The following is a 13143-nucleotide window of genomic DNA, read 5'->3' as shown; positions in this document are numbered from 1 at the left end:
TCAGGCCCCCGTCCCGTGCGCGGAGCGCGTGCCGTCCGCGAACTCCACCACGACGCCCTCGTCCGTGAGCGCCACGTCCGTCACCGCGGGCCCCTGCGACGCGGCCTGGTACACGGAGACGAGCACGAGCCGCTCGCCATGTGCGGTGAAGTCGACCCAGGTGCGGGTGAGTTGAGGGTCGTCGGCCGGCCCGGGACCCGGTCGCGTCACGGGGCGCACCGGCGCCGAGGCCGTGTGCCAGCCGTGCAGCACCTCGGCGTCCCCGTACCACGTGGTGCGCACCGGGCCCGCCGGCTGCACCTGGACGTCGAGGGAGACCCCGGGCCGCACCAGGCCCGCGAGCCGCCGCGCCCGGCCGTCCTCGACGGTCAGCGTCAGGACGTCGACGAGGTGGCAGCGGCCCGCCTCGATCCGGCGCACCGCGCGCACACCCTCGTACGCGGCCGAGACGTCCGCCGTCACCGACACGGCGTCCCGCGCGAGCAGCCGGCCCGCGCACTCCGCCTGCTCCGCGCCGTCCACGAGGAACGCCGGATGCGCCGCCGTCGACACGTAATGGTCACGGAACTCGCGGTTGCCGTAGGGGACTTGCCCCGGGTCGGGCTGCCAGCAGGCCAGCCGCCCGTACAGGGACAGGGCGAGCTTGTCGCGGTGGCCGTGCGAGCCGCCGTGCGGGCCGAACGCGAGCGCAGCGTGGATGCCCGCCGCCCGGACCACCGCGTACCCGGCATCCTCGAAGACCGTCACCGGAGCGGGTGCGGAGCGCTCCGGGAGCGGGGACCCCGCGAACCAGCCGGACAGCTCGCGGTCCAGGCCGTCGTCCGCGACACCCGCCTCGGCGCGGGCGGCGGAGGCGACCGCCGTCAGGCGCGGCGACACCGCGAACCCGCCTGCCAGCGCGCACAGTTCGAGCCACTCCAGGGCCAGCGGCACACGCCGGTACGGCCCGTCGTTCAGCGCGGGCAGCACCCCGCCGTCCGTCGCCAGGACGGCCAGGGCGTCGATCATGCCCGTCAGGCGGGACGCGACATCGGCGGGCAGCGCGGCAGGATCGGACCCGCGCAGCGCGAGGAGGGCGGCCCGCAGCACGAAGCCGTGGTAGTACGTGCTGCCCTCCCACTGCCAGCCGTCGCCGCCGACGCACGCCCGCAGGTGCGCGTACAGGCCGTGCGGCCCGTCGAGCCACTGCTTGGCGCCGTCCCAGGGTGTGCCGCGCACCAGGGCCGCCGCCCGCCCCGCGCCGATCCCCGCGGCCGTCAGCCACGTCAGATAGTTCGACGCCAGATCGCCCCGGTCCACCAGCACCTCACGGGCGTCGAGGGCGGCCCGTTCCAACTCGTCGAGCAGTGGCAGGAGTTCATCGGTGCCGGGGGTGTCGCGCTCCGCGAGCGTCGCGACGGCGTCAGCGACGTTCACGGCCCAGATCGCATCGGTCAGCGCCTGGTGGAAGAGCCGGCCCCGCAGCATCCACGGCTGTGCCCCGTCGTGGCCGTCGCCCGCCAACTCCCGGTACAGAGCGGCGTATTCGCGCAGGATGCCGAGCGTGGCCGGGGCGTCACCACGCAGTGCCAGCAGGCGGGCGTGCCGCGCCCACGCCTGATGCGAGAGCACCGTCCACGCGCCCCGCACCTCGGGGGTGTCCACCCGGCAGCCGCGCGCACACCGCGCGCCGCCCTCCGGGAAGACGCCCGACAGCGGGTCGCCGTGGTCGAGTTCGAGCCCGTGCGCCGGACACACATACGCGTGCCACCAGCCGCCCCGCTCGCGCGGGATCCGCCTCACCGGGGCCATACGCCACCGTCGATGTCCAGCGTCGTACCGGTGAGGAACCCCGAGGCGGGCGAGGCGAGATGGACCACGGACGCGGCCACGTCCTCGGGCGTGCCGGGGCGGCCCACCGGGATGCCCGCGGCCATCGCCTCCTGCGCCTGCGGCGGCGTGAACGTGTCGTGGAACGCGGTGCCCTGGATGAAGCCCGGCGCGACCGCGTTCACCGTGACACCGGACGCCGCGACCTCCTTGGCGAGGGCCTTGGTGAAGCCGCGTACCCCGGCCTTCGCCGCGGCGTACGCGACCGAACCCGGGCCGCCGCCGTTGTGCGCGGCCAGCGACGACATCGTGACGATGCGCCCGGCGGGGGAGGCCGTGAGGTGGGGGAGCGCGGCACGGCACGTACGGAACGTCGACGTCAGATTCGCGTCGAGCACCCGGTCGAAGTGCTCGTCGCTCATCTCGGCGACCGTCACCCGGTCGATCAGATGCCCCGCGTTGCACACCAGGACGTCGAGTCCGCCGAGGAAGTCGGCGGCCTCCGTGACGAGCCGGTCGACGTCCGCCGTCACCGTCACGTCGGCGTGGAACGCCTTGGCACGGCGTCCCAGTCGCTCGATCGCGCCGACGGTGCGGGCCGCCTCGTCGGCGGAGCTGCGGTAGTGCACGGCGACGTCGCAGCCCGCCGCGGCGAGCGCGACGGCGACGGCCCGGCCGATGCCGTGGCCCGCGCCGGTCACGAGCGCACGGGAACCCTGAAGATCACTGGACATGCGGAACCCTTCGTAGAACATGGGGTGTTGGGGTGGATCACTTGAGGCCGGTGTGCGCGAACCCCTGCACGAAGTAGCGCTGGCCGATGAGGAAGAGGAGCACCATCGGCAGCGTCGCGAGGGTGGTGCCGGCCATCAGGAAGTGCCACTGCGTGCCGTTCTCCGTCTTGAAGACCGACAGGCCGACCTGGATGACGCGCAGGCTGTCGGAGCGGGTCACGAGCAGCGGCCACAGGAAGTTGTTCCACGACGACTCGAAGGTCAGCAGCGCCACCGTGGTGAGCGCGGGCTTGACCTGCGGCGTCATGATGCGGGCGTAGATCCGGAACTCGCCGAGCCCGTCGAGCCGCGCCGCCTCCTCCAGTTCCACCGGCAGATCCAGGTAGAACTGGCGGAACAGGAACACGGCGAACGGGGTGACCGCGCCCGGCACGATCAGCGCCCACCACGAGTCGAGCCAGCCGCTGCCGCCCTGCCCGAACAGGTCGTTGCCGCCCGCGAGCGGCATGAACCGCACGATCAGGAACTCGGGCAGGACCTTCGTGTACGTCGGGATCATCAGCGCGGCGACGAAGCAGTAGAAGAGGAACTCGCTGCCGCGGAACCGGATCCGGGCCAGCGCGTACCCGGCCATCGACGCGAAGACGACGTTGAGGACCGTGTGGCTGAACGCGATGACGAAGCTGTTGCGGGCGTACGTCGCGAACGGCGCCGCCTCGAACGCGTCCGCGTAGTTGCCGAAGTCCCAGTGCGCGGGCAGCAGCCCGGTGTGCTCGGACGCGATCTCCGCCGGCGTCTTGAGCGACGTGACGACCATCCACAGGAACGGCACCACCATCAGCAGCGACACCACCGACAGCGTCACGTACAGCGCGACCCGGCCCGCGGCCGGCGGGCGCCGCGCCTCGGAGCGCGGCCGGGCGATCTCAGTCGTGGCCACGAGTGCCTCCCATGACACGGCGGTTGACCAGGGTGAACCCCATGAGGAGCACGAACAGGACCAGCGACTGGGCACAGGCGTAGCCCACGCGGAACTCGCGGAACGCCGACTTGTAGATCTCGTACGTCATCATCGTCGTCGAGCCCGCCGGGCCGCCGTCGGTGAGGATGTAGATCTGGTCGAAGGACTGGAACGCGCCGATCATCGAGGTGATCAGGACGAAGAACGTGGCGGGCTTGAGCAGTGGCAGCGTGATCGAGAAGAACTGCCGGGTCTTCGACGCCCCGTCGACCGACGCCGCCTCGTACAGGTCCCTGGGCAGGGTCTGGAGCGCGGCCAGGTAGATCAGCATCTTCATGCCGATGCCCTGCCAGATCCCGACGAGGATCACCGACGGCATCGCCCACGACGTCGACGCCAGCCACGCGGGCCCTTCGATGCCGAACAGGCCGAGCAGCGTGTTGAACAGGCCGTTGCGCGGGTTGTAGATCCACAGCCAGACCAGCGCGATCGCCACCGTCGCCGTCACCTGCGGCAGGAAGATCGCGGTACGGAAGATGCCGCGCGCCCGCAGCCCGGTGTTGAGCGCCAGGGCGAGCAGCAGCCCGAGCGCCATGCCGAACGGCACCGTGAAGAACGTATAGACGACGGTGTTCACGATCGACTTGCGGAACACCTCGTCGCCGAGCATGTCCCGGAAGTTGTCCAGGCCCACGAACCGCGGCGCCGACAGCACGTCGTACGACGTGAACGCCAGATACACCGCCGCGACGACCGGCAGCCCGATCCACAGCGCCGCGTGCAGCAGCGCGGGCGCGACCATGAGCATCCCCGCCCGGCGACGGCGGGCCCCGGGCCCCTTGCGGCGCACGGTCCGGAACGTGGCCGGGGGCGGTTCAGCGGGTGCGGCCTGCGGCCGCGTCTTGAGTACGGAGACGGCTCCCATGGCGGCCGCCCCTCACAGCCGGGAGATGGCCGACTCGGCCAGCTCGCCCAGTTCGGCGATGGCGGACGCCGCGGACTTGCCGCCCACGACGGCCGGCTCCAGCGTCGGCTTGATCTTCTCGCGGATCTCCATCCAGGCGGGCGTGCCGCCCTCGGCGCAGGCGCTGCCCAGGTTCCGCACGGAGAAGTCGACCAGCTTGTTGCCCTTCACGTACGAGGACGAGCGCAGCGCCGTGATCCCGGGGACCGTGGCCCGCTGCTTCGCCGCCGCCAGGACGTTGTCGGGGGCGGCGAGATGAGCGACCAACGCCTGGGCCGCCGCCGCGTGTCGACTGCGCGCCGACTGGCACACGAGGGTGCCGCCGGTCAGCATCGCGGGCCTGCGGCCGCGCAGCACGAACGCGCCGACGAGATCCTTCTCGATCAACTCGGGGCTCTGCTCGGCCAGTTGTTTCCACAGGCCACTGCCGGTCATCATCATCGACGCCTTGCCGAGCTGAAGGTTGGTCGCGGCGCCCGCGTCGGCCTCGGTCTTCTTCGCGTAGTCCGCCGAACCGTCCGCCGACAGGTCCTTGAAGAACTGGAGCGCCTCGACGCCGCGCTGCCCGGTGAACGTGGGCTTCTTGCCGTCGGCGCTGAACAGCGAGCCGCCGTTGGCGAACAGGAACGTCTCCCAGCACTGGCGCAGATCGATGGAGAACGGGTCCATGCCCATCCGGTCGCCCTTGGTCAACTCCTTCGCCATCGCGCGCAGTTCAGGGAGCGACGCCGGGGGCTTCTTGATGCCGGCGGCCGCGAAGTGGTCCTTGCGGTACGCCACGAGACGGGTGGCCATCACGGTGGGCAGGGCGTACAGCTTGCCGTCGTAGCGGGAGGGTTCGAGGACGCGGTCCTCGTAGTCGTACTTGGCCGCGAGCGATTCGGGCAGCTCGGCGAGGACCTTCTTGGCGGCGAACGGCGGGACCCAGCCGACGCCGAGCATCAGCACGTCGGGGAGCAGACCGCCGGCGAGGGCGGTGGTGATCTTCTCGTTGAGCTGGGTGTACGTCGTGTAGTCGACCTTGACCGTCACGTCCGGGTACTTCTTCCGGAACGCAGGAAGGATCTTCCCCTCCAGGAGCTGCTTGCCGTCCGCCCCCTCGTAGATGGGGGTGAGCAGCGATATCTCCCCCTTGGCCGGACCGTCGGCCGAACCGCCCGCGTCGGTTCCTGCGGCGCAGCCGGTGAGCGCCGCTGCCGTGCCCGCGCCCAGCGCGGCCAGCAGCGATCGTCTCGTGAGTTCCATGGGACACCCCTTAAGAGGCGAGGAAGCAAGGTGGTCAAGTGGTGCACCGATTCAGTGAATCGGTGCCGCAACGTGCCGGTAAACGCGCCGGTGATGCTCGGCGGCCTCTGGTAAATCGATGCAGTGATGCTAGGAACGGCTTTCACGGGGCGTCAACCGCCTGTGCACAAGAATCTTTCCGGGCTGTTACGGAGAAGTGAGCGCGCCGAACCGGTGATCCTCGTCTAGTAAATCGGTACACTGCTGCTTACAGTGACGTGACAAGCCGGAGGTGGCACGGCGTTGAGCGGGGTAACGATCCATCAAGTCGCCCAGGCGGCAGGGGTGTCGGCGAGCACGGTCTCCAACGTCCTCAACGGACGCACGGACCGCATGCAGCCGGCGACCCTCGCCCGCGTGGAGCAGGTCATAGAGACACTCGGCTATCGGCCCAATCGCGCGGCCCGCATGCTGCGCACCGGCCGGATCCAGGTCATCGGCCTGATCGTCCCGTCCGTCGCCAACCCCTTCTGGGGGTCCCTGGCACGGGAGTTGGAGGCCGTGGCGCTCGCCGAGGGGTACCACGTCCTGCTCTGCAACAGTGAGCGCGACCCGGCCCGCGAGCTCAAGTACGCCGAGGAACTCCTCGCCGACGGGGTCAGCGGCGTCGTCCTGTGCTCCTCGCTGCCCACCCTCGACCACGTCGCGCCGCTGCTCAAGCGCGGCCTGAAGATGGTCGCGTTCGACCGGGCCGCCCAGTCCGGCGACCCGGCGTCACTCTCCAGCATCAGCGTCGACAACGCGATGGGCGCCGAGCTCGCCACCCGCCACCTGCTCGAACTCGGCCACCGCAGGCTGGCGTTCGTCTCCGGCTCGGTCAGCAGCGTCAACCGGCGCGAACGCCTGCGCGGCTTCCGTGCCGCGCTGGAGGAGGCGGGCGTCGACCCGGCCTCCGCGGTCGTCTGGCCCGGCGCCGCCACCAGCGAGTTCGGCGACAAGGAGTCCGCCGAACTGGGCCGTGCCGCCGCCCGCGAACTCCTCGCGGCACCCCGGCCGCCCACCGGATTCGTCGCCATCAACGACATGTGCGCGATCGGGGTCTGCCGGGGCGCCCGCGACGCCGGTGTCAGCGCGGGCCGCGAGGTCTCCGTGGTCGGCTTCGACGACATCCTGCTCGCCGAACTCTTCGAGCCCCCGCTCACCACGGTCCGCCAGCCGCTGCCCGAGATGGCCGCCGAGACCTTCCAGCAACTGCGCACCCGCATCGAGACGACCTCAGGCGCGGGCCGCTCGCTGCTGATCCGGCCGCGCCTGGTGGTACGGGAGTCGACGGCGAAGGCGCCGCGGGAGGGCTGATCCGCCGGTCCTGATCCGCGGGCGGAGGCTTTTCAGGCTCGCTCCTGGCCCCGGGCGACCTCGGCCTGGAGGTGCACGCCGAGAAACACGGTGGTGGCGGCCCCGGCGGACAGCCGTACACCGGCGGTCGGGGCGAGGGCGATCCAGGGGGCACGCGCGGCGGCGGGCAGGGCCAGCAGACCCGAGGGGGTGTGCAGGGGGTGGACGAGGTCTTCGAGGGCGGGGCTCGGCCTCGGCTGGATCCCGGGATGTGCCGCGCTGACGGGCGGGCGGCTGCGGGGAAGGGTTCCGGCGGGCGCCGGCCGTCAGGAGACGTGCGGCCCGCCGATGTAGCTGCCGGCCCGGTCGTAGGGCCAGGCGTTCGCGGTGCAGCCGTGCAGGCCCTTGATCTGCTGCATCATCACCGGCGCCGGGCGTCCCGCACCCGGGCAGCCCTCGTGTCCGCGGCCGATGCGATGACCCACCTCATGGTTGATGATGAGCGCCCGGTACTCCTCGATCGGCCCGTCGAACTGCGGGGAACCGCCCACCCAGCGCCGCAGATTGACCACGATGGTCCGGCCGATCCGGCAGTTGACCTCGCCGCCGGTGTCCAGGCCCGCGGAGCCGCACAGGCAGTCCACGGTATGCGGGGTGGCGATCTTGACGACGAAGTCGTGAGGGCCGTCGTAGGTGCGCTGGAAGGAGTCGGTGCCGTCGTGGCTCCAGCCGCGCGGGCCGGCGAGAATCCCGTCGATCTCGCGGGCGGCGGTGTCGGCGCGGACGCCGATCCCGTCCTCCGCCAGTACCGCATAGCGGCGCAGCCGGCTCCCCGTGCCGGCCCGTGCCCCGTCCCCGTGCGCCCCGGTGAACGTGCCGGGGCCGACGACGGGCAGGACTCCGGGCGCGTCCCCGATCGCCGCCCCGGACGGCGATCCCCCTGCCCGGACGCAGGTCGTGACGGCGAGCGTCTTGGTGTGTTTCCAGTACGCGTACGCGGCACCGCCGGCGACCAGAACGGCGGCCATGGCGGCACTCGCGAGCAGCAGCTGTGTCAGGCGTCTTCGTGCCCTTCCGGCACGGTGCGCGGCATGACGTCCTCGGTTCACCCCTGGCCCCCCTGGGATCGCGAACACCATGATCCTGCCACGTCCTCTGAACCGGTTCCGCACCACCCCGGCATCTCGGTCCTGCCCGGCCGACGGGTGCGCGCCGCAAGGCGATGGCGCGCACCCGCGGTCCGGTCCCGGCTCAGTCCGCCGAGGCGGTCCAGCCCGTCGCCTCGATCCGGGACGCGTCGGCGGGCCGCGCCTCGTCGAAGGCGACGTCGTCCCCGTCGAGGACCCGGATGCCGTCCACGTAGGCCCCGCGCCCGACGTACAGCTGGTCCGTGGCGTAGCGCCAACGGACGCGCACGGAAGCGGCGTTGAATGGTCCGAGGTCGGCGGTGAGGCGGTGCCAGGTGCGGCCCGCGTAGCCGTCCACCGCTCCCGTGGGGTGGGCGTCGTCGCGGCCCGTCGTGAAGGGCAGCGGCGCCCAGCTCGTGCCGCCGTCCGTCGAGGTCTCCAGGTGCAGGAAGTCGGAGTGCGGCTCCGTGTCCCACCACAGGGAGCAGGTCAGCCGCGCCTCGGGCGAGGCCAGGCGCAGGTCGGGGAGGCTCAGCGTCGCGGACGTGGCGCTCGCCATGCCGGAGAACCAGGCGGTGCGGCCGTGCGCGGGGCGCACGGGGACGGCGCGCGCCATGTCGTTCGCGGTGGCGACCCGGGGAGCGGAGCCGGATCGCCATGTACGCACGGGGTGCACGGAGTTGCCCAGCACGATCAGGAACGAGTCGGTCGTCGGGTCGAGGACGAGCGAGGTGCCGGTGAAGCCCGTGTGGCCCGCCGTGCGCGGCGTCGCCATCGCGCCCATGTACCAGTGCTGGTAGAGCTCGAAGCCGAGGCCGTGCTCGTCGCCGGGGAACGCCGTGTTGAAGTCTGTGAACATCAGCTCCACGGACTTCTCGGAGAGGATGCGGGCCTTGCCGTACACACCGCCGTTGAGCAGCGTCCGGCCGAGGATCGCCAGGTCCCAGGCGCACGAGAAGACCCCGGCGTGGCCTGCGACGCCACCGAGCCCGAACGCGTTCTCGTCGTGCACCTCGCCCCACACCAGGCCACGGTCCAGCCCGGACCACGGGGCGCGGGCGTCCTCCGTGGCCGCGATCCTCGGCTTCCAGGAGGCGGGCGGGTTGTAGCGGGTACGGGTCATGCCGAGCGGCCGCGTGATCCGCTCGCGCAGCAGCACGTCCAGGGTCTTTCCGGTGAGCTCCTCCAGGACGAGCTGGAGCGAGATGAGGTTCAGGTCGGAGTAGAGGTACTTGGTGCCGGGCGGATTGAGCAGCGTCTCTTTCCAGATCAGCCCGATCTGGCCCGCCCGCGTCGGCTCCTTGTACAGCGGGATCCAGGCCCGGAACCCCGAGGTGTGGGTGAGCAGTTGACGGATGGTCACGTCCTGCTTGCCCCCGCCCGCGAAGTCGGGCAGATACGAGGCGACCTTCGCTTCCAGCTCCAGCGCGCCGCGCTCGATCTCCTGCACCGCGAGGATCGACGTGAACAGCTTCGACACCGAGGCCAGGTCGAAGACGGTGTCCTCGGCCATGTCGATCTGCTGGTCCGCCGGGAACTCGACGCCCGTGTCCGTCGTGTCGTCGTAGTGGGAGTAGCGCACCGCCTTGCCGATCGGCTGGTGCAGGGCCACCGTGCCGCCCCGGCCCGCGAGCAGCACCGCCCCGGCGTACCAGGGGTGCTTGGGGCCGCCGGGGTAGGGGGTGAGGAACTTCTCGGCGTCGACGACCAGTTGGCGCAGATGCCCGGCCAGCAGGCCCGCGCGTTCGGGGGAGCCGCGGCGCAGGGTGGGCCGCGCAGCCTCCTGTGCCGCCGAGGCGGGGCCCGCCGGGAACGGGGCGAGGGCGAGCGCGCCGCCCAACGCGAGGCCCGCGGTGCCCAGTTGGCGCCGGGTGAGACCGGGCCGCGTTCTGTCTGCTTCCGCTGCGCTCATGGAATGGCCTCCTGAAAGTATCTTTCGGGATCTCGCTCAACGGGTGAAACTTTCATGTCAGCGGCGGGGTGTGTCAACCATCCGTACCGGGCGGCCCGGCCCGAAGAATCTGACGATGCATCAGAAAACCTCTTCCGTCGTCCGGTTGACTGCGGCATCCTGCGGCCATGCAGACGGAGCTGAGCAAGAAACTGGGGATCGAGCACGCCATCTTCGGCTTCACGCCGTTCCCTGCGGTGGCGGCCGCCATCAGCAGGGCCGGAGGCTTCGGCGTGCTCGGCGCGGTCCGCTACACGGCGCCCGACGAACTCAAACGGGACCTGGACTGGCTGCACGCGCACGCCGACGGCAAGCCGTACGGACTCGACGTCGTCATGCCCGCCAAGAAGGTCGAGGGCGTGACGGAGGCCGACGTCGAGGCGATGATCCCGCAGGGCCACCGGCAGTTCGTCCAGGACACCCTCGCCAAGCACGGCGTGCCCGAACTCGCCGAGGGCGAGGCGTCCGGCTGGCGCATCACCGGCTGGATGGAACAGGTCGCCCGCGGCCAACTCGACGTCGCCTTCGACTACCCGATCAAACTCCTCGCCAACGCGCTCGGCTCACCCCCGGCCGACGTCATCGCCCGCGCCCACGACCAGGGCGTCCTGGTCGCCGCGCTGGCCGGCAGCGCCCGGCACGCCCGCAAGCACGCGGACGCGGGCATCGACATCGTCGTCGCCCAGGGGTACGAGGCCGGCGGCCACACCGGCGAGATCGCCTCCATGGTGCTGACCCCCGAGGCCGTGGAGGCGGTGGCCCCGCTGCCCGTCCTCGCCGCCGGCGGGATCGGCAGCGGCCAGCAGGTGGCGGCGGCGCTCGCGCTCGGCGCGCAGGGTGTCTGGCTCGGCTCGGTCTGGCTGACCACGACCGAGGCCGACATGCACTCGCCCGCCCTCACCCGCAAGCTCCTCGCCGCGGGCTCCGGCGACACGGTGCGCTCGCGCGCGCTGACCGGGAAGCCGGCGCGGCAGTTGCGTACGCAGTGGACGGACGCGTGGGACGACCCGGCGGGGCCCGGCACGCTGCCGATGCCGCTTCAGGGCCTGCTCGTCGCCGAGGCCGTCTCCCGTATCCAGAAGTACGAGGTCGAACCGCTGCTCGGCACGCCGGTCGGCCAGATCGTGGGCCGCATGAACGAGGAACGCAGCGTCCAGGCGGTCTTCGACGACCTGACCCGGGGTTTCGAGCAGGCCATCGACAGGATCAACCGGATCGCGGGGCGCTGAGCTGCGGGTGCGGGTGAGTGGGGGTGGTCGCGCAGTTCCCCGCGCCCCTGAAGGCGAGCGGCTTCGCCGCTCAGCCTTCATCGGGGAAATGCGCGCGAAGCGCAGGCATTTCAGGGGCGCGGGGCTGTGACATCAGCGGCTCCGCCGCGGGGCGCGACCAGCCACGCACAACCCGCGCCCGCCCACCGGCAGGAGAAGGCAGACGAGTGAACCAGACCCACAGGAGGAGAGCCGCCCCATGAGCACACCCCCCAACGGCTTCTGGGCCCAAGCCGCGGCGGAGCCGAACCGCACGGTCCTGATCGCACCCGACGGCGAGGAATGGACCGCGGGCCGACTCCACGCCGCCGCCAACCAGATGGTGCACGGCCTGCGCGCCGCCGGCCTGGAGACGGGCGACGCGTTCGCCGTCGTCCTCCCGAACGGCGTCGAGTTCCTCACGGCCTACCTCGCCGCCCAGCAGGCCGGTCTCTACCTGGTCCCGGTCAACCACCACCTCGTAGGCCCGGAGATCGCCTGGATCGTCTCCGACTCCGGCGCCAAGGTGCTGATCGCGCACGAGCGGTTCGCCGAGCAGGCCCGCGCCGCCGCCGACGAGGCGAGGCTCCCTGCCACCCACCGGTACGCGGTCGGCGCCGTCGACACCTTCCGTCCGTACGCCGAACTCCTCGGCGGCCAGAGCGAGTTGCCGCCCGGCGGGCGCACCCTCGGCTGGGTCATGAACTACACGTCCGGCACGACGGGCCGCCCGCGCGGCATCCGCCGCCCCCTGCTCGACAAGCTCCCCGAGGAGTCCTACCTCGGCGGGTTCCTCGGCATCTTCGGTATCAAGCCGTTCGACGACAACGTCCACCTGGTCTGCTCACCGCTCTACCACACGGCGGTGCTCCAGTTCGCGGGCGCGTCCCTGCACATCGGGCACACCCTCGTCGTGATGGACAAGTGGACGCCCGAGGAGATGCTGCGTCTCATCGACACCCACAAGTGCACGCACACGCACATGGTGCCGACCCAGTTCCACCGCCTGCTCGCGCTGCCGCAGGACGTGAAGGACCGGTACGACGTGACGTCGATGCGGCACGCCATCCACGGCGCCGCGCCCTGCCCCGACCATGTGAAGCGGGCGATGATCGACTGGTGGGGGACGTGCGTCGAGGAGTACTACGCGGCGAGCGAGGGCGGCGGCGCGTTCGCGACCGCCGAGGACTGGCTGAAGAAGCCGGGGACCGTCGGAAAGGCCTGGCCCATCAGCGAGTTGGCCGTCTTCGACGACGACGGCAACCGGCTGCCCGCCGGTGAACTCGGCACCGTCTACCTGAAGATGAGCACCGGCGGATTCTCGTACCACAAGGACGAGGGCAAGACGAAGAAGAACCGCATCGGCGACTTCTTCACGGTCGGCGACCTCGGACTCATCGACGAGGACGGCTATCTCTTCCTGCGCGACCGCAAGATCGACATGATCATCTCGGGCGGGGTCAACATCTATCCCGCCGAGATCGAGTCCGCGCTCCTGACCCACCCCGCCGTCGCCGACGCGGCGGCCTTCGGCATCCCGCACGACGACTGGGGCGAGGAGGTCAAGGCCGTCGTCGAGGTCGCCGAGGGACACGAGGCCGGTGACGCGCTGGCCGCCGAGATCCTCGACCACTGCGCGACGCGCCTCGCGGGGTACAAGCGGCCCAAGAGCGTCGACTTCATCGAGACGATGCCCCGCGACCCGAACGGCAAGCTCTACAAGCGGCGCCTGCGCGACCCGTACTGGGAGGGGCGCACCCGGGTGGTGTGATCGCCCCTCGCTGTCAGCCG

Annotated in this window: 10 protein-coding genes; 3 read left to right on the top strand and 7 right to left on the bottom strand. The window is 71.4% G+C overall.

What is annotated here, in order from left to right; genetic code table 11:
• The 5 genes from AB0L37_RS05355 to AB0L37_RS05335 are packed head-to-tail and all read right to left on the bottom strand — an operon-like array spanning nucleotide 1 to nucleotide 5713.
• The gene (locus AB0L37_RS05355; RefSeq protein ID WP_365500415.1) at nucleotides 1-1791 is read right to left on the bottom strand and encodes a heparinase II/III family protein; all 1791 of its coding nucleotides are present in this window, start codon (nucleotides 1789-1791) and stop codon (nucleotides 1-3) included.
• The gene (locus tag AB0L37_RS05350) at nucleotides 1779-2543 is read right to left on the bottom strand and encodes an SDR family NAD(P)-dependent oxidoreductase (RefSeq protein WP_365500412.1); all 765 of its coding nucleotides are present in this window, start codon (nucleotides 2541-2543) and stop codon (nucleotides 1779-1781) included. The genes AB0L37_RS05355 and AB0L37_RS05350 overlap by 13 nt, the downstream gene beginning before the upstream one ends.
• Nucleotides 2544-2580: 37 nt before the next feature.
• The gene (locus AB0L37_RS05345; RefSeq protein ID WP_365500410.1) at nucleotides 2581-3483 is read right to left on the bottom strand and encodes a carbohydrate ABC transporter permease; all 903 of its coding nucleotides are present in this window, start codon (nucleotides 3481-3483) and stop codon (nucleotides 2581-2583) included.
• A complete protein-coding gene (locus AB0L37_RS05340) occupies nucleotides 3470-4429 on the bottom strand; it encodes a sugar ABC transporter permease (protein ID WP_365500407.1) in 960 nt (319 codons plus the stop codon). Before AB0L37_RS05340 ends, AB0L37_RS05345 begins: the two co-directional genes overlap by 14 nt.
• Nucleotides 4430-4441: 12 nt before the next feature.
• A complete protein-coding gene (locus AB0L37_RS05335) occupies nucleotides 4442-5713 on the bottom strand; it encodes an extracellular solute-binding protein (protein WP_365500404.1) in 1272 nt (423 codons plus the stop codon).
• 282 nt (nucleotides 5714-5995) lie between these two features.
• Between AB0L37_RS05335 and AB0L37_RS05330 the strand changes: the two genes are divergently transcribed.
• A complete protein-coding gene (locus tag AB0L37_RS05330) occupies nucleotides 5996-7048 on the top strand; it encodes a LacI family DNA-binding transcriptional regulator (protein WP_365500401.1) in 1053 nt (350 codons plus the stop codon).
• A 305-nt stretch (nucleotides 7049-7353) separates the two neighbouring features.
• Here AB0L37_RS05330 and AB0L37_RS05325 read toward each other — a convergent pair whose 3' ends face one another.
• Together AB0L37_RS05325 and AB0L37_RS05320 are read right to left on the bottom strand one after the other, a co-directional pair.
• Entirely contained in the window at nucleotides 7354-8085 is a 732-nt protein-coding gene (locus AB0L37_RS05325; RefSeq protein WP_365500603.1) for a DUF3152 domain-containing protein, read from the bottom strand.
• Nucleotides 8086-8278: 193 nt separating this feature from the next.
• Nucleotides 8279-10066, bottom strand: a complete 1788-nt coding sequence (locus AB0L37_RS05320; protein ID WP_365500398.1) for a serine hydrolase — start codon at nucleotides 10064-10066, stop codon at nucleotides 8279-8281.
• A 167-nt stretch (nucleotides 10067-10233) separates the two neighbouring features.
• Between AB0L37_RS05320 and AB0L37_RS05315 the strand changes: the two genes are divergently transcribed.
• Entirely contained in the window at nucleotides 10234-11334 is a 1101-nt protein-coding gene (locus AB0L37_RS05315; RefSeq protein ID WP_365500395.1) for a nitronate monooxygenase family protein, read from the top strand.
• 238 nt (nucleotides 11335-11572) lie between these two features.
• Nucleotides 11573-13123, top strand: coding sequence for an acyl-CoA synthetase (locus AB0L37_RS05310; RefSeq protein WP_365500392.1), 1551 nt, complete (start codon nucleotides 11573-11575; stop codon nucleotides 13121-13123).
• Nucleotides 13124-13143: the final 20 nt, after the last annotated feature.

The organism is Streptomyces sp. NPDC052225, from assembly GCF_040679615.1.
Taxonomy (GTDB): Bacteria; Actinomycetota; Actinomycetes; order Streptomycetales; family Streptomycetaceae; genus Streptomyces.
This window is presented reverse-complemented; position numbering and strand designations above follow the sequence as displayed.

Excerpts from the sequence above, each read along its gene's own strand:
- AB0L37_RS05355 (WP_365500415.1), bottom strand. The coding sequence starts at position 1,791 with ATGGCCCCGGTGAGGCGGATCCCGCGCGAGCGGGGCGGCTGGTGGCAC.
- AB0L37_RS05350 (WP_365500412.1), bottom strand. The coding sequence starts at position 2,543 with ATGTCCAGTGATCTTCAGGGTTCCCGTGCGCTCGTGACCGGCGCGGGC.
- AB0L37_RS05340 (WP_365500407.1), bottom strand. The coding sequence starts at position 4,429 with ATGGGAGCCGTCTCCGTACTCAAGACGCGGCCGCAGGCCGCACCCGCT.
- AB0L37_RS05335 (WP_365500404.1), bottom strand. The coding sequence starts at position 5,713 with ATGGAACTCACGAGACGATCGCTGCTGGCCGCGCTGGGCGCGGGCACG.
- AB0L37_RS05320 (WP_365500398.1), bottom strand. The coding sequence starts at position 10,066 with ATGAGCGCAGCGGAAGCAGACAGAACGCGGCCCGGTCTCACCCGGCGC.
- AB0L37_RS05315 (WP_365500395.1), top strand. The coding sequence starts at position 10,234 with ATGCAGACGGAGCTGAGCAAGAAACTGGGGATCGAGCACGCCATCTTC.
- AB0L37_RS05310 (WP_365500392.1), top strand. The coding sequence starts at position 11,573 with ATGAGCACACCCCCCAACGGCTTCTGGGCCCAAGCCGCGGCGGAGCCG.